This is a genomic window from Nocardiopsis sp. NRRL B-16309, assembly GCF_001279585.1.
Lineage (GTDB): Bacteria > Actinomycetota > Actinomycetes > Streptosporangiales > Streptosporangiaceae > Nocardiopsis.
In genome coordinates, this window is record NZ_LGEC01000016.1 from 124,308 (window position 1) to 144,748 (window position 20,441).

Here is a 20,441-nt window from a genome sequence, read left to right on the forward strand (position 1 = left end):
GGGGTTGAACGTGCACACGCGAGCCTGACCCGACCCCAGGGGTGAAAGGTGGCCGTTCGGCCTGTCTTCACCCCTGGGGGCCTGCGCACGCGGGCCTGCCTCAGCCCTTGGAGCCGGAAGTGGCCGTTCAACCTGCCGAGACCCCAGAGGTCGAACGTGCAGACGCGGGCCTGCCCAGCCCCAAGGGGTGAGAGGTGGCCGTTCAACCTGCCCAGACCCCAGGGGGTTGAACGTGCACCCGCGAGCTTGCCCTGATCCCAGGGGATCGGAGGTGGCCGTTCGGCCTGCCTTCACCCCTGGGGGCGTGCGCACGCGGGCCTGCCCAGCCCCAAGGGGTGAGAGGTGGCCGTTCAACCTGCCCCAGGGGGTTGAACGTGCACCCGCGAGCTTGCCCTGATCCCAGGGGGCCGGAGGTGGCCGTTCAACCTGCCTTCACCCCTGGGGGTTGAACGTGCACATGCGGGCCTGCCGAACCGCAGGGGGTTGGACGTGGCCGTTCAAGTGACGGGTGTGCAGGGGGGTTCGCGAGGGGCGCGCCAGTGTTCTGCAGGAGGAGACGGGGCCGCCGCGAGGAACGAGCAAGGCAAGTCGACGACGAAGAACATCTGGCCTCCAGCGCCCCAGAAAACACAGAGGCCCCCAGAAAACACAGCACAGAGCCCCCGACTAGAACTCCCGCCCCTCCTCGTACGGGCCGATGACCGCCAGTGCGCGCGGGCGCGTCAACAGGTCGGCGGCCACCTCGGCGACGTCCTTCTCGGTCACCGCGTCGAACAGCGCCAGGTCGTCGTCGATCGAGAAGTGGCGCGGGTGGCTCAGCTCGTGGGCGAGCAGGCGGCTCATCCGGGCGTTGGTGCCCTCGCTGCCCAGGACCCACGTGCCCTGGATCTGGCCCTTGGCACGGGCCAGCTCCTCGGCGTCGATCCCCGAGGCGGCAACCTTGGCCAGCTCGTCGCGGCACACGCCGATGACCTCGTCGGCCTTCTCCGGCAGGCAGCCCGCGTACACCTGGAACGTGCCGGTGTCCGCGTAGGCGGTGTGGTAGGCGTGCACCGCGTAGGCCAGGCCGCGCTTCTCGCGCACCTCCTGGAACAGGCGCGACGACATCCCGCCGCCCAGGGCCGCGCCGAGCAGGCGCAGCGCGTGCCAGCGCGGGTCCGTGCGCGGCAGCCCCTCCGAACCCAGGATGATGTGGGCCTGCTCGGTGTCGCGGGAGGTCACCACGGTGCCCCCGTTCACCGCCACCGGGCCTCCGCCGACGCGCGGACCGGCCGGGCGGGCGTCGCCCGCCGCGGCGAGCTGGTCGGCGAACATCGCGCGGACCTGCTCCACGACCGCGTCGTGGTCCAGGCTGCCCGCGGCCGTGACGATCAGCTCGGAGGGCACGTAGGCGTCCCGGTACTGCTCGGCGATCCGCTCGCGCGGCAGCGCGCGGATGGAGTCGATGGTGCCCAGGATCGGGCGTCCCAACGGGGTGTCGCCGAAGAAGTGCTCCGCGAAGACGTCGTCCACCAGGTCGGCGGGCTCGTCCTCGTACATGGCGATCTCCTCCAGGATCACGCCGCGCTCGGTCTCCACCTCGCCCTCGTCCAGCACCGAGTTGGCCACCATGTCACCGACGACGTCGATGGCCAGCGGCAGGTCCCGGTCGAGCACCTTGGCGTAGTAGCAGGTGTGCTCCTTGGTGGTGTAGGCGTTGTGGTCGGCGCCGACACCGTCCAGCAGCGCGGAGATCTCCAGCGCCGAGCGGGTCCGCGTCCCCTTGAACAGCAGGTGCTCCAGGAAGTGCGCCGACCCCGCGTGCGCGGAGTCCTCGTCGCGCGAGCCGGTGGTCGCGGAGATCCCGAAGGCGGCGGAACGGCCGCCCGGGATGTTCTCGGTGACCACGCGCAGACCGCCGGGGAGCACCGTGCGCCGCACGAGTCCGGAGCCGCCGTCCGGCTCCAGCAGCGTCACGGTGGTGCCGGGGTCCTGCTCGGCGGCGATGGGGGCAGAGCTCATGAATCCTTCTTCTTCGTCTTCGCGTGGGAGCGGGGTCGGCCACGGGACAGTGCGCCGCCCCTCGTCAGGCCGAGGATACGCCGCGGGGGCGGCCGCACCGGCTGGTGCGGCCGCCCCCTCAGGCGTGGTGGGATCAGGTGTTCTCGGAACGCCCGCCCGAGCTGCGGCGGCGACGGCGGCGCGGGGCGTCACCGGACTCGCCGCCCTTGTCGTCGTCGGCCGGGGCCTCGTCGGCGGCCTCGGGGGCCGCGGCCGGGGCGGAGGCCGCCGCCTCGGACTCCACGACCTCGACGGGGACCAGGGACAGCTTGCCGCGGTCGTCGATCTCGCGGATCTCGACCTGGATCTTCTCGCCGATGCCGATGACGTCGTCGAGGTTCTCGATCCGCTTGCCGCCGTGCAGCTTGCGGATCTGCGAGATGTGCAGCAGGCCGTCCTTGCCGGGCAGCAGCGACACGAACGCGCCGAACGTCGTCGTCTTGACGACGGTGCCCAGGTAGCGGTCGCCGACCTCGGGCATCGTCGGGTTCGCGATCTGGTTGATCGTGTCCCGCGCGGCCTCGGCGGACGGGCCGTCCACGGCACCGATGTAGATGGTGCCGTCGTCCTCGATCGTGATGTCGGCGCCGGTGTCGTCCTGGATCGAGTTGATCATCTTGCCCTTCGGGCCGATGACCTCGCCGATCTTGTCGGTCGGAACCTTGACCGTCAGGATGCGCGGAGCGTTCGGGCTCATCTCGGCCGGGGTCTCGATGGCCTCGCGCATGACGTCGAGGATCGCCAGGCGGGCGCCGCGGGCCTGCTGCAGCGCGATCGCCAGCTGCTCGGCGGGGATGCCGTCGAGCTTGGTGTCCAGCTGCAGGGCCGTGATGAGCTCACGGGTACCGGCGACCTTGAAGTCCATGTCGCCGAACGCGTCCTCGGCGCCCAGGATGTCGGTCAGCGTGACGAACTGGTCACCCTCGCTGATGAGGCCCATGGCGATACCCGACACCATCTCCTTGAGGGGCACGCCGGCCGCCATCAGGGACATGGTGGACGCGCAGACCGAGCCCATCGAGGTGGAGCCGTTGGAGCCCAGCGCCTCGGACACCTGCCGGATGGCGTACGGGAACTCCTCGCGGGACGGCAGGACCGGGAGCAGGGCGCGCTCGGCGAGGGCGCCGTGCCCGATCTCGCGCCGCTTGGGCGAGCCCACCCGACCGGTCTCACCGGTGGAGTAGGGCGGGAAGTTGTAGTTGTGCATGTAGCGCTTGGTCTTGTCAGGGTTGAGCGTGTCAACCATCTGCTCCATGCGCAGCATGTTGAGCGTGGTGACGCCCAGGATCTGGGTCTCACCGCGCTCGAAGAGGGCCGAACCGTGCACCCGCGGCAGGACGCCGACCTCGGCGCTCAGCGAACGGATGTCCTTGGGGCCGCGGCCGTCGATCCGGACCTGGTCGCGCAGCACCCGCTCGCGCATGAGCTGCTTGCTCAGCGAGCGGAAGGCGGCGCCGACCTCCTTCTCGCGGCCCTCGAAGTCCTCGGCCAGCTTCTCGCCGGCGGCGGCCTTGACGCGGTCCAGCTCGGCCTCGCGCTCCTGCTTGTCCGCGATGGTCAGAGCCTTGGCCAGGTCCTCCCGGACGGCGGCCTGGACGGCGGCGTAGGCGTCCTCCTCGTAGTCGAGGAAGATCGGGAACTCGGCCACCTCGCGGCTGGACTGCTCCGCGACGGCCTGCTGGGCCTTGCACAGCACCTTGATGAAGGGCTTGGCGGCGTCGAGGCCCTCGGCCACGGTCTGCTCGTTGGGACCGACGGCGCCCTCGGCGACCAGCTTCAGGGTGCGGGGCGTGGACTCGGCCTCGACCATCATGATGGCGACGTCGCCGTCATCGAGGACGCGACCGGCGACCACCATGTCGAAGGTGGCGTTCTCCAGCTCGCCGTGGGTGGGGAAGCCCACCCACTGGCCCTCGATCAGGGCGACGCGCACGCCGCCGATCGGGCCGGAGAAGGGGATCCCGGAGATCTGCGTGGACATCGAGGCGGCGTTGATCGCGACGACGTCGTACAGGTGCTCGGGGTGCAGGGCCAGGATCGTCTCGACGACCTGGATCTCGTTGCGCAGGCCCTTCTTGAACGACGGGCGCAGCGGCCGGTCGATCAGGCGGCAGGTGAGGATGGCGTCCTCGGAGGGACGGCCCTCCCGCCGGAAGAAGGAGCCGGGGATGCGGCCCGCGGCGTACATGCGCTCCTCGACGTCCACCGTCAGGGGGAAGAAGTCGAGGTTCTCCTTGGGCCGCTTCGACGCGGTCGTGGCGGACAGGACGACGGTCTCGTCGTCCAGGTACACCATGGCCGATCCGGCGGCCTGCTGGGCGAGGCGGCCGGTCTCGAAGCGGATGGTACGGGTGCCGAACTTGCCGTTGTCGATGACGGCTTCGGCCGAGTAAGCGCCCTCCATGGGCGACCTCCTGGTACAGGTGTGGGATGTGCCGCGGCTCGCGCGGTTGCGCGTTCCACGGCCTTGGGTCCTTCGTCCCGCGTCCGGTCCAGGGAGTTGATGACGGCCGGTCATCGATCGAAGCCCACGGCAGCCACCCCTGGGGGGCGGTGTCCGGGGACCACTACCGAGGACCGGCCTCGACTCTGCTGCCGAGGATGAGGATCGCGGGGGTGTTCGCTATGGAGTTGTGGGTGGTGCACGCGTGACGGCCGTGGACCGCCACGCGTGTCACACCTTACTAACAAAACGGGAGCGGCCGAAGCCACTCCCGTCGCCGGTTCTAGCGGCGCAGGCCCAGACGCTCGATGAGCGAGCGGTAGCGGGTGATGTCCTGCTTGGCGATGTACTTGAGCAGACGGCGGCGGCGACCGACCATCAGGAGCAGGCCACGACGGCTGTGGTGGTCGTGCTTGTGGCCCTTGAGGTGCTCGGTCAGCTCGGTGATGCGGTGCGTGAGCAGCGCGACCTGGACCTCGGGGGAGCCGGTGTCACCCTCGGAGGTGGCGTACTCGGCGATGATCTTCTCTTTGGTGGCGGTGTCGATCGACACGACGCTCCTTCACTCAATGATTCGGTACGCAGGGCGAACCCGTGGCACGGAGCCGGGGTCAGACGCGGTGACCGCGCGTACGAACAGTCACCGTCGCGTGTGGTGGGCGCGGACCGTCGCCGACGGCGTCGGTGCAGCGCGCTCCCCGCGCCGACGCCCTCCGCGGACGGAGGGCCTGACACGGGGCACACGTGGACGTCTCCACACTACCGCAAACCACGAGGTGACGGAGCTGCGTCACCCTGTGGAGCCGCTCTCCCCCGCCGGATCGCCGGTCCGCTCGCCCGCCCCGCCGCCGACCAGCACCTCGCGGCACCGGTCGACGTCGCGGTGCATGGCCACGATGAGCTCGTCGATGCTGTCGAAGCGCTCCTGCCCGCGGATCCGGTGGGTGAACTCCACGGCCATGTGCACGCCGTACAGTTCGAGGTCGTCACGGTCGAGCGCGTAGGCCTCCACGGTGCGCTCGGCGCCGTCGAAGGTGGGGTTGCTGCCCACGGAGATCGCGGCCGGCCAACGGGACTCCTGGCCCGCCGCGGACGCGGTCCGGCTCAGCCAGCCGGCGTAGACGCCGTCGCCGGGCACGGCGGTGCCGGGCGCCAGGTCCATGTTGGCGGTGGGGAACCCGAGCAGCTCGCGCCCGCGCGCGGCACCGTGCACGACCTCGCCCTCCACCCGGTGCGGCCGGCCCAGAAGGGCGGCGGCACCGGCCACGTCGCCGTCCCCGAGCAGGGCGCGCACGCGCGTCGAGGTGATCGTGCGCCCGTCGGCCACCAGCGGCACGCCGTGCGCGGTGAAGCCGAGTCCGCGGCCGAATCCGGCCAGCGCCGCGACGTCGCCCGCGGCCCGGTGGCCGAACCGGAAGTCCTCGCCCACGACCACGGCGACCGCGTGCAGGCGGTCCGTGAGCACGGAGCGGACGAACTCCTCCGGCGAGCGCGCCGACAGGCGCTTGTCGAAGGGCAGGACGCACACCGCGTCGGCGCCGTACTCCTCCAGCAGCCCCACCCGCCGGTCCAGCGGCGTCAGCACCGGCGGGGTCGCCCCGCGCAGGACCGACTCCGGGTGGGGGTCGAAGGTCACCACGACCACGGGCAGCTCCAGCTCCCGGCCGCGCTCGACGGCGGTCGCCAGGATGGCCTGGTGGCCTCGGTGCACTCCGTCGAAGACCCCGACAGCCACCACGGACCGCCCCCATTCGGAGGGAATGTCCTCCAGCCCGCCCCATCGCCGCACGTCCGGCTCCCCTCGACCCACTTCGCTGACGCTGTCCGGGCTCCGGGGGGACGAACGCTCCCCCTGGGGCCCCAGACAAGGGTGCCACGCCCGCCGCCCCCGCACGGACACGCGGGTGGTGTGGCCCGGCCCACTCAGCACGTTCTGCCGCCGCAGACAGGGGTGGGTCGGCGGAGCGCCGGCGGCTGGCGTGCACGGGACACAGCCCCACTTGTCGGTAGTCGCATGCTCACGTTGAGGTTACGCGCGGGGGCATTGCTGGTAGCATAAATCCTATGAGCGGTCTTACCCAGAAGTACTCCATCACGTTGCCCAGAGACATCGCCGAGCAGGCACGCTCTCGAGGCGGCCCCTCAGGGCTGTCCTCCTATGTCGCCGCCGCTGTCGCCAGACAGCTCGAACGGGACAATCTCAATGACCTCATCGAGGCGTTGGAGTCCCATCACGGCCCGATCACTGACGAAGAACTCCAGCAGACTCGCGAGGAGTTGCACCGTGCCCGCAGGGAACAGGGCACTCCGGGACCGGTGGAGTAGGTGAGCCCGAGCCCTCACCGCCCGAACGGCACACTCGTCCTGGACAGTGAAGGATTGGCCAGGGCCGTTCTCCAGGATCGAATCATCACCCGCTGGCTCGTCCTCGCCCGTGCCGACGACAGTCGGGTGATCACGAGTTCCGCGACACTCGTGGAAGTCATTCACCCACGCATCAACCGTGCGGCTCTAGAGTGGCAACTGTCCCGGCTGACGATCGAACCTGTGACCGAGCATGTCGCTCGGGAAGCCACCCGATTGCTGGACGCCGCCGGGCTGCATGGCCATCGGCACGCCATCGACGCGATGCTGTGTGCCACCGCCCTGGCCGCACCCGGACCGGTCACGATCCTCACCTCTGATCCTGACGACCTCAAGGCGCTCTGCGGCGGGAAAGCGACCATCATCAAGATCTGAAGTCGGTCAGGCGGGGTCGAAGACCACGACCGGCTTCATGTGGTCACCGCGGTTCTCGCCCAGGGCGACGACGCGGCCGTCGGGGGCGAACAGCCCCACCGGGCCCTCGCCCAGGGTGCTCGGCCCGATCCGGTTGCCGTGCCGGATGCGGCCGGTCTCGTCCTCGGTGAGCGTGCGGACCGGGAAGGCCGCGGCCACCGCCTGGGCGAGCGGCACCTGCGTGAACTCCTCCGCCAGCTGGTCGAGCGTGCGGGCCCGGGACAGGTCGTAGGGCCCCACCCTTGTGCGGCGCAGCGCGGTCAGATGGCCGCCCACGCCCAGGGCGGCGCCCATGTCGCGGGCGAGCGAGCGGATGTAGGTCCCGCTGGAGCAGGTCACCTCGGCGTCGACGTCCACGAACGTGCCGCCCTCGTCCACCACCCGGCGGATGTCGGTGACCGTGAACTCGGAGACCGTCACCTCGCGGGCCCTGAGCGCGACCTCCTTGCCCTCACGGGCCGACTTGTACGCGCGCTTGCCGTCCACCTTGATCGCGCTGACCTGCGGTGGGACCTGCTGGATGCGCCCGGTGAGGGCGGCGACCGCCGCGTGCACGGCCTCGTCCGCCACCCCGGAGGCGTCCACCCGAGCGCCGGGCTCGCCCTCGGCGTCGTCGGTGCTGGTCACCTGGCCGAGCCGGAGGGTCGCCTCGTAGACCTTCTCCGTGAGGGTCAGGTGGCCGAGCAGCTTCGTGCCCTTCTCCACCCCGAGCACCAGGACGCCCGTGGCCATCGGGTCCAGGGTCCCGGCGTGGCCCACCCGCCGGGTCCGCGCGAGCCCGCGCGTCTTGGCGACCACGTCGTGCGAGGTCCAGTCGGCGGGCTTGTCCACGACCACGACGCCGCTCTCGGCCATGAGACTCCTTCGGGGTGAATGCCGGCGGCGGCGCGGTCCGCGCCGCCGCCCCGGGTGTTACTGGTCCTCGTCGTCCTCGACCTCGCGGGGGGCCTTGTACGGGTCGGCCTCTCCCGCCGGGGAGGCGCCGGTGGCCCGCTGGGCCACCTCCTCGTCGGCCTGGCGCGCCTTGACCAGCAGCTCCTCGATGTGCTGGGCGTTCTCCTGCACCTCGTCGATGACGAAGGTCAGGCTCGGCGTGTGCCGGATACCGGTCTGGCGGCCGACCTCAGTGCGGATCACGCCCTTGGCGCTCTCCAGGGCGGCGGCCGAGGCCGCCTTCTCGTCCGCGGTGCCGAACACCGTGTAGTACACCGTGGCGTCCCGCAGGTCGGCGGTGATCCGGGCGTCGGTCACGGTGACGAACCCCAGTCGCGGGTCCTTGATCCGCCGGTCCAGCATCTCGGCGACGATGCGCTGGATGCGGTCGGCGATCTTGCGCGCGCGTGCGGCGTCAACCATCGTCAGTCTTCCTCTTCGTTGAAGAGCCGCTGCCTGGCGGAGAGCAGCTCCAGTTCGGGGCGGCCCGCGACGAATCGTTCGCAGGTCTCCATCTGTTCGCGGGCGAACGCGGCGGTCGGCGCGACCACCGCGACCCCGATCTTCGCCCGCCGGTACAGGTCGTGCTCGCCCACCTCGGAGACCGACACCGAGAACTTCCGGCGCAGCTCGGAGACGACCGGGCGGACCAGCGAACGCTTCTGCTTGAGCGAGTGGACGTCTCCGAGAAGGACGTCCAGGGTCAGCGCCCCAACGTACAAGTGATCACCTGGGTTGTGTGTGAACCGTCAAAGGCGGGGCCCCGGCCGCACGGCCGGGGCCCCAGGGGGATCAGACTCCGCGAGGACTAGTCGCGGGGCTTCTCCTGCATCTCGTAGGTCTCGATGACGTCCTCGGGGCGCAGGTCGTTGTAACCGACCCCGATACCGCACTCGAAGCCCTCGCGGACCTCGGTCGCGTCGTCCTTGAACCGCCGCAGGGATTCCACGGTGAGGTTCTCGGAGATGACGACTCCCTCCCGGATGAGCCGGGCCTTGGAGTTGCGGCGGATGAGTCCGTTCCGGACGATCGAACCGGCGATGTTGCCGATCTTGGGCACCTTGAAGACCTCGCGGATCTCGGCGCTGCCCAGCTGGACTTCCTCGTAGATGGGCTTGAGGAGGCCCTTGACCGCGGCCTCGACCTCGTCGATGGCCTGGTAGATCACCGAGTAGTACCGGATGTCCACGCCCATGCGGTCCGCGAGCTGGCTGTTCTTGCCCTCGGGCCGCACGTTGAAGCCGACGATGATCGCGTCCGCGGACGACGCCAGGTTGATGTCGTTCTGCGTGATCGCACCGACACCGCGACCGATGATCCGGATGCTGACCTCGTCGCCGCCGGCGTCGATCTTGAGCAGCGACTCCTCCAGCGCCTCGACCGAACCGGACATGTCGCCCTTGATGAGGAGGAGCAGCTCGGAGCGCTCGCCCTCCTTGATGGCGGACTGCCAGTTGTCGAGCGTGACACGGCGGGCCGACTTCGCCTGCTGGGCGAAGCGCTCGCGCGCCTCACGCTGCTGGGCGATCTGGCGCGCCACCCGGTCGTCCTTGACGACCAGGAAGCTGTCACCGGCGCTGGGCACGTTGGTCAGACCCAGCACCTGCACCGGACGGGACGGCTCGGCGCTCTGCACGTTCTGGCCGTGCTCGTCGAGCATGGCCCGGACGCGGCCGAAGGCGTCGCCACAGACGATCGAGTCGCCGACGTTGAGCGTGCCGCGCTGGACCAGCACCGTGGCCATGGAACCGCGACCGCGGTCCAGGTAGGCCTCGATCGCCAGACCCTGCGCGTCCATGTCCGGGTTGGCCTGGAGTTCCAGGGCCGCGTCGGACGTGAGCACGATCGACTCCAGCAGGGCGTCGAGGTTGGTGCCCTGGAGCGCGGAGATGTCCACGAACTGGACGTCGCCGCCGTACTCCTCGGCCACCAGGCCGTACTCGGTCATCTGGGCGCGCACCCGCTGCGGGTCGGCGCCCTCGACGTCGATCTTGTTGACCGCGACGACGATCGGCACGTCGGCCGCCTTGGCGTGGTCGATGGCCTCGGCCGTCTGCGGCTTGACGCCGTCGTCGGCCGCCACGACCAGAACCGCGACGTCGGTGACCTTCGCACCACGGGCACGCATGGCGGTGAACGCCTCGTGACCAGGGGTGTCGATGAAGGTGATCTTGCGCTCTTCGCCGTCGACCTCGGTCGCGACCTGGTAGGCACCGATGTGCTGGGTGATGCCGCCGGCCTCGCCGCCGACCACGTTCGTCTTACGGATCGTGTCCAGCAGTCGGGTCTTACCGTGGTCGACGTGACCCATGACGGTGACCACCGGCGGGCGCGGACGCAGTTCCTCGTCGCCGCCCTCGTCCTCACCGAACTCGATGGAGAACGACTCCAGCAGCTCGCGGTCCTCGTCCTCGGGACTGACGACCTCGATGCGGTAGCTGAGCTCCTCGCCGAGCAGCTGCAGGGTCTCGTCCGGCAGCGACTGGGTCGCGGTGACCATCTCACCCAGGTGCATCATGACCTGGACGAGCGACGCCGGGTTGACGTCGATCTTGTCGCCGAAGTCCGACAGCGAGGCGCCGCGGGACAGACGGATGAGCTGGTTGTTGCCGCTCGGGATCTTGACGCCGCCGAAGGACGGGGCCGAGAGCTCGTGGAACTCCTGGCGCCGCTGCTTCTTGGACTTGCGCGCACGCCCGGGACGACCGCCCGGACGACCGAACGCACCGGCCGTTCCGCCACCGCGGCCGCGACCGCCGCCACCGGGACGGCCACCGAAGCCGCCCGGACGACCGCCGCCGCCACCGGGACGCGGACCCGCACCCGCGGGGGCTCCCCCGCGACCGCGACCGCCGCCACCGGGACGACCGCCGCCCGCTCCGCCGCGACCGCCGCCGGCCGGAGCCGAGGGACGCGAGGAGGGCATGTTCATCGGACTGGGACGCGGACCGCCCGGACGCGGGGCACCGCCGCCGCCACCGGGACGCGGAGCGCCACCGCCGGGACGGGGAGCGCCCGCGGCACCGCCGGGACGCGGGGTGCGCTGGTCGCCGGCCTGCGGAGGCCGCGGACCCGGACGGGGACCGCCGCCACCGGGGCGCGGAGCACCGCCACCCGGACGGGGAGCGCGCTGGTCGCCGGCCTGCGGACCGGGCCGGGGGCCCGGACGCGGAGCGCCGCCACCGGGACGCGGACCGGCGGGCTTGGAGCCCATGCCGGAGGCGTTGGAGGCGAACGGGTTGTTGCCGGGACGCGGACCCGGACGGGGACCGCCCGGACGCGGGGCACGGCCGCCCTCGGAACGGCCGCCGCGCTCTCCGCGCTGGGGCCGCTCGCCGCGCTCAGGGCGCTCGGGGCGGTCACCGCGCTCGGGACGTCCGCCCTGCGGAGCGGGCTTGGGCGCGCCACCGGGGCGCGGACCGGCCTCTTCGCGTGCGGGCTTGGCCGCCGGCTTGGGAGCGGCGGGACGCTGCTCGGCCGGTGCCGGTGCCGCAGCCTCGGCCGGCGCGGCGGGCTTGGCCGCCGGGGCCGGCTTCGGGCCAGGCTTGGGGGCCGGGCCGGGCTTGGGAGCCGCGGGACCCGGCTTGGGGGCCTGGCCGGCAGGACGCGGACCCGGCTTGGGAGCCGGTCCACCCTTCTTGCCGCCGTTGTTCTCGGACCCCTTGAAAGCTTCTTGCAGACGTCGCACGACCGGCGCCTCTATCGTCGAGGACGCCGAACGGACGAATTCGCCCATCTCGTTGAGCTTGGCCAGGACGGCCTTGCTCTCTACACCGAACTCCTTGGCGAGTTCGTACACCCGGACCTTCGCCACTGCTCTCCTTCAGCTTCGGTCCGGGACATGGGCCTGTGCCGGACCGTCGTTAGCTTGAGTTACTCATCGCTGCGTACTCATCAGGCGCTCATCGCAATCTCGACCTGCTTCCTCATCGCTACACAACAATGGGCCGGTTAACACGTGCCGACACAGCACAGTACGCCGACCTCGGTCAGTACAACCCGGAGGCCGGCCCAGACATTCCAACCCTATAGGGAGGGCCGACCCGATCCGCCATCTGGGGCGGGCTCGAAGAGGGCGTCCACCCGTGAGACGTCCCACGCGGTGCGCCCGGATCCCTCCCGGTCCCGGAAGGCGCGTGACCACGCCCTGCGACGCACGGCGAGCTCGAAGCATCGCCGGTCGTGGTGCAGGTAGGCACCGCGCCCGGGGTGTCGACCCCGGGTGTCGGGCACGATGGCCGAGCCCACGGCCACCAACCGCACGAGGTCGGACTGGACTGTCCGCGACCGACATCCCACGCAGGTGCGCACGGGACCGTCACGACCGTCTTCGACCACCCTATCGCGTCGTGACACGGGCACGGTCCGATCAGCCCGCCGGAGGTGCGTCGTCCGCGTCCGGCTCGCCGGTCTCGACGGGCGCGCCGGCGGGGTCGGCGTCCGAGCGGATGTCGATGCGCCACCCGGTGAGCCGCGCGGCGAGCCGGGCGTTCTGGCCCTCCTTGCCGATGGCCAGGGACTGCTGGTAGTCGGGCACGATCACGCGCGCCACGCGGGCTGCCATGTCGAGCACCTCGACCGAGTTCACCCGCGCCGGGGACAGGGCGTTGGCGACGAACACGGCGGGGTCGTCGGAGTAGTCGACGATGTCGATCTTCTCGCCGTGCAGTTCGGCCATGACGTTGCGGACGCGGCTGCCGAGCGGGCCGATGCAGGCGCCCTTGGCGTTGACGCCGCCCCGGTTGGAGCGGACCGCCATCTTGGTCCGGTGGCCGGCCTCGCGCGCGATCGCCGCGATCTCGACGGTGCCGTCGGCGATCTCGGGGACCTCCAGCTCGAAGAGCTTGCGGACCAGGTTGGGGTGGGTGCGCGAGAGCGTGACCGACGGGCCGCGGTGGCCCTTGCGGACCTGCACGACGTAGGCGCGCAGGCGCTCGCCGTGGGTGTACTCCTCGGTGGGCACCTGCTCCTGCGGCGGCAGGATGGCCTCGATGCGGCCCAGGTCCACCAGCACGTTGCGGGGGTCCTTGCCCTGCTGGATGATGCCGGAGACGATGTCGTGCTCGCGGCCGGCGAACTCGCCGAGCGTGAGCTCGTCCTCGGCGTCGCGCAGGCGCTGGAGGATGACCTGCTTGGCGGTGGAGGTCGCGATGCGGCCGAAGCCGGTGGGGGTGCCGTCGTACTCGCCGACCACCTCCCCCTCCTCGTCGAGCTCGGAGACCCACACGGTCACGTGGCCGGTCGAGCGGTTCAGCTCGACCCGGGCACGCTTGTCGGCGCCCTCCTCGCGGTGGTAGGCGATCAGGAGCGCGTCCTCGATGGCCTTGGCGACCAGTTCGACCGAGATGTCCTTCTCGCGTTCCAGGCTGCGCAGGACGCTCATGTCAATATCCACGGGGCTCCCCCTCTAGTCCGCCGCGTCGGTGTCGGCTGCCCGACGGAATTCCACCTGGACCTTGCCCTTGCCGAGTTCGGCGTGGGTGTAGGTCCGGGGGTGCCCCTCGACGTCCAGGGTGACTCCCTGGTCGTCGGCGGCGGTGACACGACCGGTGACCTCGCCCCCCTCGGCGAGGGAGGCCTTCACCAGGCGGCCGCGGGACCGTCGCCAGTGCCGCGGCTCGGTCAGCGGGCGGTCCACACCCGGGGAGGTGACCTCCAGGACGTAGGGCTGTGCGCCCATGACGTCGGAGTCCTCCAGCACGGCGTCGACTTCCTGCGTGACCTCGCCCACCGTGTCCAGGTCGACCCCGTCATCGGAGTCCACGACCACGCGCAGCACCCGCCGCTTGCCCGCGGGTGTCAGCTCGACGGACTCCAGGTCCAGTCCGGCCGTTGCCAGTACCGGCTCCAGCAGTTCGACGATGCGCTCGTCACGCGACTGCGCTCCCATGTCGTGTCTGCCCCTCCAAAGGCGAAACTCCGCCCCCGCGGCCGACGGGCCGTGCACGGGGCGGTCCAGCTCTGTACGTAGTCTTCGACGAATCGGTCCGCGTCCCGAGGGGCGCGGACCCAGCGCACGTCGCGTTCGACGGCGGCTGTGCTGCAAGGGTATCCACACCTGGACGCCGTCCAGGTCGCCGTCGGCCGACGGGGCGCGTCGGGCACCCGCCCCCGCACACCCGAATCGCCGTGTGGCAGGGGGTGTCGGTGCGGCCGCCGCCGACCGGGGGCCGTGGAAAGATGGGTGGGCGACCGCCGCCGGCGGCCGCTTGTGCGAGTGCCGCGCGCCGGGCAGGGCGCGCACGGGAGGAGTCCGCGTGAGCACGGGTCATCGCTGCGTCAACCGCCGCACGGTGCTGGGCGCCGCGGCCGCCGGAGCGGCGGCCGTCGGCCTGTCGGCCTGCGGCGGGGCCGAGTGGTATCCGGCCGACGTGACGCCCGACGAGTACGTGGTGCGCGCGGTGCTGCGCGAGAAGGAGCGGATGGTGGCCCGCTACGAGACCGCGATCGCGCACGGAGCGGAGCCCGCGGAACTGCTGGAGGGGTTCCTGGAGCACCACCTCGCCCACGCCGACGCTCTGGCGGACGCCCTGCCCGACGACGCCGAGCCCGCGCCGGAGGCCGGTGCGGACGCGTCCGCGCCCGCGGTGGAGGGCCCCTCGCTGGACACGCCCCTCTCCGCGGCCGGCCTGCTGGTGCTGGAGTCGTCGGCGACCGCCGCGCGGCTCGACCAGGCGGCCGCGGTCACCGACGCGGGTCTGGCCCAGCTGATCTGCGGTATCGGCGCGTGCGAGGCCGGACACGCCCACCTGCTCGACGAGGAACGGTAGGGCTCGGCCCGGCAGGCAGTAGGAGGAGGAGCATGGTGAGCGAGACCCCCGCGAACGACGAGGGCACCGACGCCGGCCCGGACGCGCTGGCCGAGGCGCTGCGCGCCGAGCACGCGGCCGTGTACGGGTACGAGTACCTGGGCGGAGCCGCCGACGGCCAGGGCCGCCGCGAGCGCGCCCTGGACGAGGCCGCCAAGCACAGGGCCCTGCGGGACGCGCTGCGCGCGGCGGCGGTGGAGCGCGGCATCGACCCGCCGACCGCACTGGCCTCCTACCCCCTCCCCGAGGGGCACGGCGACGAGGACGTGGACGCCTTCGCGGTGGAGTTGGAGGGCACGACGGCCCGGGCGTACCTGTGGCTGACCGCCTCCGACGACGCCGGGCTGCGCTGGACGGCCGGGCGGGCGCTCCAGGAGACGACGGTGCGCGCGCTGACGTGGGGCGGCGAGCTGGACGCCCTGCCGGGCTTCGACCAGGCCTGAGGGTGTCCGCTGCGCCCCGGGGCGCAGCGGACACCGACACGGGACCCGGCCGGTGGTTCCGCGGTCGCTGTCTCAGCCGCGGCAGGCGGCGACGGTGCGCTCGACGATGTCGCCCAGGGCGACCTCCTCGCGCTCGCCGGTGGCGCGGTCGCGCAGCTCCACGAGCCCGTCCTTGAGGCCGCGGCCGATGATGACGCTCGTGGGCACGCCCAGCAGTTCGGCGTCGGTGAACTTCACGCCGGGCGACACGCCCTTGCGGTCGTCCACCAGGACGCGCAGGCCCTGGTCGCGCAGCTCGCCCGCGACGCGCAGGGCCTCCTCGATCTGGTCGCCCTTGCCGGTGCCGACCACGTGCACGTCGGCGGGGGCGATCTCGCGCGGCCACACGATGCCCTTGTCGTCGTGGGACTGCTCCACGACCGAGGCGACCGCGCGGGAGACGCCGATGCCGTACGAGCCCATGGTGATCCGCTTGGGCTTGCCGTCCGAGCCCAGCGCGTCCACCTGGAAGGCGTCGGTGTACTTGCGGCCGAGCTGGAAGATGTGCCCGATCTCGATGCCGCGCGCCGTGTACAGCGTCCCCTTGCCGTCCGGGGAGGGGTCGCCGTCGCGGACCTCGGCGACGTCGATGGTGCCGTCCGGGGTGAAGTCGCGGCCGGCCACGAGGTCGATGACGTGGTGCTGGTCCCGGTCGGCGCCGGTCACCCACGCGGTGCCGGTGACCACGCGCGGGTCGACCAGGTAGCGCACCTTGTTGTCGAGCAGGGCGCGGGGGCCGATGTAGCCCTTGACCAGGAACGGGTTGGCCGCGAAGTCGGACTCGTCGAGCAGGGCGACCTCCGCGGGCTCCAGCGCGGCCTCCAGGCGCTTGAAGTCCACCTCGCGGTCGCCGGGCAGGCCCACGGCCAGCAGCTCCCACTCGTCGGAGCCGGGGGCGCGGGTCTTGACCAGGACGTTCTTGAGGGTGTCGGCCTCCACGAAGTCGCGGCCCAGCCCGGCGGCGTTGAGGAAGTCCACCAGGGTCTGGATGGTGGCCGTGCCGGGCGTGTGGTGCACGACCGCCTCGGGCAGCCCCTCGATCGGGCGGGCGGCGGGCGCGGGCGTGGTGACGGCCTCGACGTTGGCCGCGTAGTCGGACTCCGTGCTGCGCACGAAGGTGTCCTCGCCGGTCGGCGCGACGGCGAGGAACTCCTCGGAGGCCGAGCCGCCCATGGCGCCGGAGGTGGCGGAGACGATGACGTACTCCAGCCCGAGCCGCTCGAAGACGCGCACGTAGGCGGCGCGGTGGGCGTCGTAGGCGGCCTGGAGGCCCTCGTCGTCGATGTCGAAGGAGTAGGAGTCCTTCATGTGGAACTCGCGGCCGCGCAGCACGCCCGCGCGGGGCCGGGCCTCGTCGCGGAACTTCTCCTGGATCTGGTACAGGATGACCGGGAAGTCCTTGTAGGAGGAGTACTCGCCCTTGACCAGGAGCGTGAACAGCTCCTCGTGGGTGGGGCCGAGGAGGTAGTCGGCGCCCTTGCGGTCCTGGAGGCGGAAGAGGGTGTCGCCGTAGTCGTCCCAGCGGCCGGTCGCCTCGTAGTACTCCCGGGGCAGCAGCGCGGGCAGCAGCACCTCCTGGCCGCCGATGCCGTCCATCTCCTCGCGCACGACGCGGGCGACGTTCTCCAGGACGATCTTGCCCAGGGGCAGCCAGGAGTAGACGCCGGGGGCGGCGCGCCGGACGTAGCCGCCGCGGACGAGGAGCTTGTGGCTCGGCACCTCGGCGTCCGCCGGGTCCTCACGCAGGGTGCGCAGGAACAGGTTCGACATCCGCAGTAGCACGGCCACTCCTCGGTGAACACGCCCGTCGGGCGCGGGGTTCGGAACTCGGGCCCCCGGCGGCACAGGCTCTCCGTCGGAACCTGGATCCAGCGAAACTCAGCTGCCGGGGTTCCCCAGGCTAGCGCCACGAGCGAGCCCGCGTCGCCGCTCCGGGCCAGGTCCCGGTACGCCCGCGGTGTCCTACCGTGGGGACGGTAGCCGAACGGGGGGCGGGAACATGGGCAGACGCGGGACCCGGGAGCGGGACGAGGCCCCCGAGGCGGACGGGCCGCCCCGGATGGAGCTGCTCGCCGACGCCGACCGCGCCGAGTCGTGGTTCCTGGTCGTGGACGGCACACCGCAGTCGCACGTGGACCTGAGCGACCCGACCTACCTCGACTTCTCGTACATGCGGCGGATCGCGCACGCGGCCGACCTGGTCGCGCCCGAGCGCGAGCCCGTCGACGCGCTGCACCTGGGCGCGGGTGCGCTGACGATGGCGCGCTACGTGGCGCACACCCGCCCGGGTTCGCGCCAGCGCGCGGTCGACGTCGACGCGCCCCTGGTCGAGCTGGTGCGTCGGCGCCTGCCGTGGGACCGCCGGGCCCAGCTGCGCGTGGGGATCGGCGACGCGCGCGAGTGGATCAGCGCCCGGCACGACTCCAGTGCGGACCTGGTCGTCAGCGACGTGTTCGCCGGTGCCCGGACGCCGGCGCGGCTGACGTCGGTGGAGTACTACACCGAGGCCGCGCGGGTCCTGCGCCCCTCGGGGCTGCTGGTGGTCAACGTCGGGGACGGGCACGCGCTGGCCCACGCGCGACGTCAGGTGGCGACGGTGCGCGCGGTCCTGCCCCACGTGGCGCTGACCGCGGAGCCGGGCGTGCTGCGCGGCCGCAGGTTCGGCAACCTCGTCCTGGTGGCGGGGCACCGGCCGCTGCCCTCCGACGAACTGGGCCGCCGCGCGCACCGCGACCCGGAGATGGCGCGCCTGGTGGAGGGCGGGGACCTCGACCGGTTCGCCTCGGGCCGCTCGGCCGTGTACGACGCCGACGCCGCCGACTCCCCCGCCCCTCCCGAGGACCTGTTCTGACCGACGCGGCCGGGGACCGGCGGTCCGCGGACCCGGAGTGGGCGCCACCGCCGGAGCGTCCGCCGCCTCCGCCCCGGTGACCGGGGCCGCTCGGATACTCCGCGGGGCGTACGCGGACCGACGGAACGCCTCCCCCCGGACGACGCGCGACCCCGAGGCGCGGACCGTAGTGTCGGTGTCGTGGCAGCACTACTCCCGCGCCCCACGCGCGCCGACGCCGGGCTCACCGCGATCCTGCTCCTGCTCGCGGTGGGCAGCACCTGCGCGATCACCGTGTTCGGTCCCGTCGCGACCGACCGGGACCCCTGGCCCTGGGGGTACGCCCTCATCCTCGTGGCCACCGTGCCCGTGCTCTGGTGTACGGCGTTCCCGCGCGCGAGCGCCGTCGTGGTGGTGGTCGCGGCCAGCGTGTACTACCCCCTGGCCTTCCCCGACGGCATGGTCATGCTCAACGCCGCGGTGATGCTCTACACCCTGGTCCGGCACGGCCACCGCGTCCTCGGCTGGTCCCTGGGCATCGGGCAGTTCGCGGCGCTCAACCTCTACGAGTTCGCCTTCTTCGGCACCGTGCGCCCCGAGGCCCTCGGCATCATCGCGTGGGTCCTGGTGCTGTTGTGCAGCGCCGAGATCCTGCGCTGGCGGGGCGAGTACCAGAAGGCCGAGCGCGAGCGCGCCGCCGAGGCGGGCCGCACCCGTGAGGAGGAGCTGCTCCGGCGGGCCTCCGACGAGCGGCTGCGCCTGGCGCGCGACGTCCACGACACCGTCGCGCACAACATCTCGCTGATCCACGTGCAGGCGGGCACGGCCCTGTACCTGATGGAGTCCGAGCCCGAACGGGCCGCCCAGGCCCTGTCCACCATCAAGCGGACCAGCAAGGACACGCTGTCGGAGCTGCGGGGCATCCTCGGCGTGCTGCGCGCCGTCGACGAGGCGGCACCCCGCTCCCCCGTCCCCGGCGTGGAACGGCTCTCCGAACTCGTCGAGGGCACCCGGGGCGCCGGTGTCGAGGTGACGCTGGAGACCGCGGGCACCCCCCAGCACCTCCCGGTGAGCACGGGGACGGCCGCCTACCGCACGGTGCAGGAGGCGCTGACCAACGTGGTCCGCCACTCCGGTGCCGCCCACGCCCGGGTGCGGATCGCCTACGGTGCGTCGGCGCTGGACATCGAGGTCACCGACGACGGGCACGGCACGGTCGGCCCGGCCGCGCACGGCAACGGGATCACCGGGATGGCCGAGCGCGCCGCCATGGTCGGGGGCTCGGTGGACGCGGGGCCCCTTGACGGGGGAGGATTCCGGGTGCGGGCACGTCTGCCGTTGGACGGCGGGGAGCGTCCCGCCGCCGTCTCCGCCGACGAATCGAGGTCCCCGTGATCCGCGTGCTGCTCGCCGACGACCAAGCACTGGTGCGGGCGGGCTTTTGCGCGCTGCTGGACAGTGCCGCCGACATCGAGGTGGTCGCCGAGGCCGCCGACGGCGGGGAGGCCGTCCGCCTGGCCCGGGCCGAGCGCCCCGACGTGGTGCTGATGGACGTCCGCATGCCCGGTATGGACGGACTGGCGGCCACGGAGCGGATCCTGGCCGACCGGGACCTGGGCGCGGTCCGGATCGTCATCCTCACCACGTTCGACCTGGACGAGTACATCTTCGACGCGCTGCGGGCGGGGGCCAGCGGGTTCCTGGTCAAGGACACCGAGCCCCGCGACCTGTTGCAGGCGGTACGCGTGGTGCACGGGGGCGAGGCCCTGCTCTCCCCGGGGGTCACGCGGCGGCTGATCGCCGACTACGCGGGCCGCCCGCGCGGCGCCCCCGCGCCGTCGACCCGCCTGAACGGGCTCACCGAGCGCGAGCGCGAGGTGCTGGCGCTGGTCGGCGAGGGCCTGTCCAACGCGCAGATCGCGCAGCGGCTCGTGGTCAGCCCCGCCACGGCCAAGACCCACGTCAGCCGCACCATGGTCAAGCTGGGCGTGCGGGACCGGGCGCAGCTGGTCGTGATCGCCTACGAGAGCGCGCTGGTGACCCCCAAGTGGAGCCAGGGGACCTGACCGGCCGCCCCGGCCCGCCCCAGGGCCGGGCCGGGGTGCCCTCGGGGACATCCCCTACAC

General features: G+C 72.2%; 19 protein-coding genes. 7 read left to right on the plus strand and 12 right to left on the minus strand.

What is annotated here, in order from left to right:
* Positions 1-666: 666 nt before the first annotated feature.
* The 4 genes from ADL05_RS03590 to ADL05_RS03610 all read right to left on the minus strand — a co-directional run bounded on the left by ADL05_RS03590 (position 667) and on the right by ADL05_RS03610 (position 6,272).
* Positions 667-2,001 carry a pitrilysin family protein gene (locus ADL05_RS03590; RefSeq protein ID WP_053615405.1) on the minus strand — a complete coding sequence of 445 codons (1,335 nt, stop codon included), beginning with the start codon at positions 1,999-2,001 and terminating at the stop codon, positions 667-669.
* 133 nt (positions 2,002-2,134) lie between these two features.
* Complete coding sequence (locus tag ADL05_RS03595) at positions 2,135-4,444, minus strand: polyribonucleotide nucleotidyltransferase (RefSeq protein WP_053615406.1); 2,310 nt, start codon at positions 4,442-4,444, stop codon at positions 2,135-2,137.
* 322 nt (positions 4,445-4,766) lie between these two features.
* Positions 4,767-5,036, minus strand: a complete 270-nt coding sequence (gene rpsO / locus ADL05_RS03605; protein ID WP_053615408.1) for a 30S ribosomal protein S15 — start codon at positions 5,034-5,036, stop codon at positions 4,767-4,769.
* A 237-nt stretch (positions 5,037-5,273) separates the two neighbouring features.
* On the minus strand, positions 5,274-6,272 hold the full coding sequence (locus tag ADL05_RS03610; RefSeq protein WP_053615409.1) for a bifunctional riboflavin kinase/FAD synthetase: 999 nt from the start codon (positions 6,270-6,272) through the stop codon (positions 5,274-5,276).
* A gap of 275 nt (positions 6,273-6,547) precedes the next feature.
* Here ADL05_RS03610 and ADL05_RS29295 point away from each other — a divergent pair, with 275 nt between their 5' ends.
* Both ADL05_RS29295 and ADL05_RS03620 read left to right on the plus strand, forming a co-directional pair.
* Positions 6,548-6,808: a CopG family transcriptional regulator gene (locus ADL05_RS29295; RefSeq protein ID WP_082376079.1), complete on the plus strand. Its 261-nt coding sequence runs from the start codon at positions 6,548-6,550 to the stop codon at positions 6,806-6,808.
* Between the two features lie 54 nt (positions 6,809-6,862).
* Positions 6,863-7,222, plus strand: coding sequence for a type II toxin-antitoxin system VapC family toxin (locus ADL05_RS03620; RefSeq protein ID WP_394324831.1), 360 nt, complete (start codon positions 6,863-6,865; stop codon positions 7,220-7,222).
* A 6-nt stretch (positions 7,223-7,228) separates the two neighbouring features.
* Here the strand turns inward: ADL05_RS03620 and truB are convergent, their stop codons facing one another.
* From truB to rimP, 7 genes are all read right to left on the minus strand, one after another.
* Positions 7,229-8,116, minus strand: a complete 888-nt coding sequence (gene truB / locus ADL05_RS03625) for a tRNA pseudouridine(55) synthase TruB (protein ID WP_053615412.1) — start codon at positions 8,114-8,116, stop codon at positions 7,229-7,231.
* Positions 8,117-8,173: 57 nt separating this feature from the next.
* A complete protein-coding gene (rbfA, locus tag ADL05_RS03630; RefSeq protein ID WP_053615413.1) occupies positions 8,174-8,617 on the minus strand; it encodes a 30S ribosome-binding factor RbfA in 444 nt (147 codons plus the stop codon).
* Positions 8,618-8,619: 2 nt separating this feature from the next.
* Positions 8,620-8,916, minus strand: a complete 297-nt coding sequence (locus tag ADL05_RS03635) for a DUF503 domain-containing protein (protein ID WP_053615414.1) — start codon at positions 8,914-8,916, stop codon at positions 8,620-8,622.
* 86 nt (positions 8,917-9,002) lie between these two features.
* Positions 9,003-12,008 carry a translation initiation factor IF-2 gene (infB, locus tag ADL05_RS29300; RefSeq protein ID WP_082376080.1) on the minus strand — a complete coding sequence of 1,002 codons (3,006 nt, stop codon included), beginning with the start codon at positions 12,006-12,008 and terminating at the stop codon, positions 9,003-9,005.
* 212 nt (positions 12,009-12,220) lie between these two features.
* Complete coding sequence (locus ADL05_RS29305) at positions 12,221-12,556, minus strand: YlxR family protein (RefSeq protein ID WP_369800885.1); 336 nt, start codon at positions 12,554-12,556, stop codon at positions 12,221-12,223.
* Between the two features lie 7 nt (positions 12,557-12,563).
* Positions 12,564-13,577 (minus strand): transcription termination factor NusA, encoded by a 1,014-nt coding sequence (gene nusA, locus ADL05_RS03650; RefSeq protein WP_053615417.1) that lies wholly within the window; start codon positions 13,575-13,577, stop codon positions 12,564-12,566.
* 24 nt (positions 13,578-13,601) lie between these two features.
* Positions 13,602-14,084: a ribosome maturation factor RimP gene (gene rimP, locus ADL05_RS03655; RefSeq protein WP_053615418.1), complete on the minus strand. Its 483-nt coding sequence runs from the start codon at positions 14,082-14,084 to the stop codon at positions 13,602-13,604.
* A gap of 367 nt (positions 14,085-14,451) precedes the next feature.
* Between rimP and ADL05_RS31520 the strand changes: the two genes are divergently transcribed.
* Positions 14,452-14,964: a ferritin-like domain-containing protein gene (locus tag ADL05_RS31520; RefSeq protein ID WP_053615419.1), complete on the plus strand. Its 513-nt coding sequence runs from the start codon at positions 14,452-14,454 to the stop codon at positions 14,962-14,964.
* Positions 14,965-14,996: 32 nt separating this feature from the next.
* Complete coding sequence (locus ADL05_RS03665) at positions 14,997-15,446, plus strand: ferritin-like domain-containing protein (RefSeq protein ID WP_197285677.1); 450 nt, start codon at positions 14,997-14,999, stop codon at positions 15,444-15,446.
* Positions 15,447-15,518: 72 nt separating this feature from the next.
* Here ADL05_RS03665 and ADL05_RS03670 read toward each other — a convergent pair whose 3' ends face one another.
* Positions 15,519-17,255, minus strand: a complete 1,737-nt coding sequence (locus ADL05_RS03670) for a proline--tRNA ligase (protein ID WP_053615420.1) — start codon at positions 17,253-17,255, stop codon at positions 15,519-15,521.
* 229 nt (positions 17,256-17,484) lie between these two features.
* Between ADL05_RS03670 and ADL05_RS03675 the strand changes: the two genes are divergently transcribed.
* From ADL05_RS03675 to ADL05_RS03685, 3 genes are all read left to right on the plus strand, one after another.
* Positions 17,485-18,336 (plus strand): spermidine synthase, encoded by an 852-nt coding sequence (locus ADL05_RS03675; RefSeq protein ID WP_053615421.1) that lies wholly within the window; start codon positions 17,485-17,487, stop codon positions 18,334-18,336.
* 180 nt (positions 18,337-18,516) lie between these two features.
* A complete protein-coding gene (locus ADL05_RS03680; protein WP_053615422.1) occupies positions 18,517-19,710 on the plus strand; it encodes a sensor histidine kinase in 1,194 nt (397 codons plus the stop codon).
* On the plus strand, positions 19,707-20,381 hold the full coding sequence (locus ADL05_RS03685) for a response regulator transcription factor (protein WP_053615423.1): 675 nt from the start codon (positions 19,707-19,709) through the stop codon (positions 20,379-20,381). Before ADL05_RS03680 ends, ADL05_RS03685 begins: the two co-directional genes overlap by 4 nt.
* Positions 20,382-20,441 lie beyond the last annotated feature (60 nt).

Excerpts from the sequence above, each read along its gene's own strand:
- ADL05_RS03675 (WP_053615421.1), top strand. The coding sequence starts at position 17,485 with ATGGGCAGACGCGGGACCCGGGAGCGGGACGAGGCCCCCGAGGCGGAC.
- ADL05_RS03670 (WP_053615420.1), bottom strand. The coding sequence starts at position 17,255 with ATGTCGAACCTGTTCCTGCGCACCCTGCGTGAGGACCCGGCGGACGCC.
- ADL05_RS03590 (WP_053615405.1), bottom strand. The coding sequence starts at position 2,001 with ATGAGCTCTGCCCCCATCGCCGCCGAGCAGGACCCCGGCACCACCGTG.
- ADL05_RS03595 (WP_053615406.1), bottom strand. The coding sequence starts at position 4,444 with ATGGAGGGCGCTTACTCGGCCGAAGCCGTCATCGACAACGGCAAGTTC.
- rimP (WP_053615418.1), bottom strand. The coding sequence starts at position 14,084 with ATGGGAGCGCAGTCGCGTGACGAGCGCATCGTCGAACTGCTGGAGCCG.
- ADL05_RS03665 (WP_197285677.1), top strand. The coding sequence starts at position 14,997 with ATGGTGAGCGAGACCCCCGCGAACGACGAGGGCACCGACGCCGGCCCG.
- ADL05_RS29295 (WP_082376079.1), top strand. The coding sequence starts at position 6,548 with ATGAGCGGTCTTACCCAGAAGTACTCCATCACGTTGCCCAGAGACATC.
- nusA (WP_053615417.1), bottom strand. The coding sequence starts at position 13,577 with ATGAGCGTCCTGCGCAGCCTGGAACGCGAGAAGGACATCTCGGTCGAA.
- rbfA (WP_053615413.1), bottom strand. The coding sequence starts at position 8,617 with ATGGTTGACGCCGCACGCGCGCGCAAGATCGCCGACCGCATCCAGCGC.
- truB (WP_053615412.1), bottom strand. The coding sequence starts at position 8,116 with ATGGCCGAGAGCGGCGTCGTGGTCGTGGACAAGCCCGCCGACTGGACC.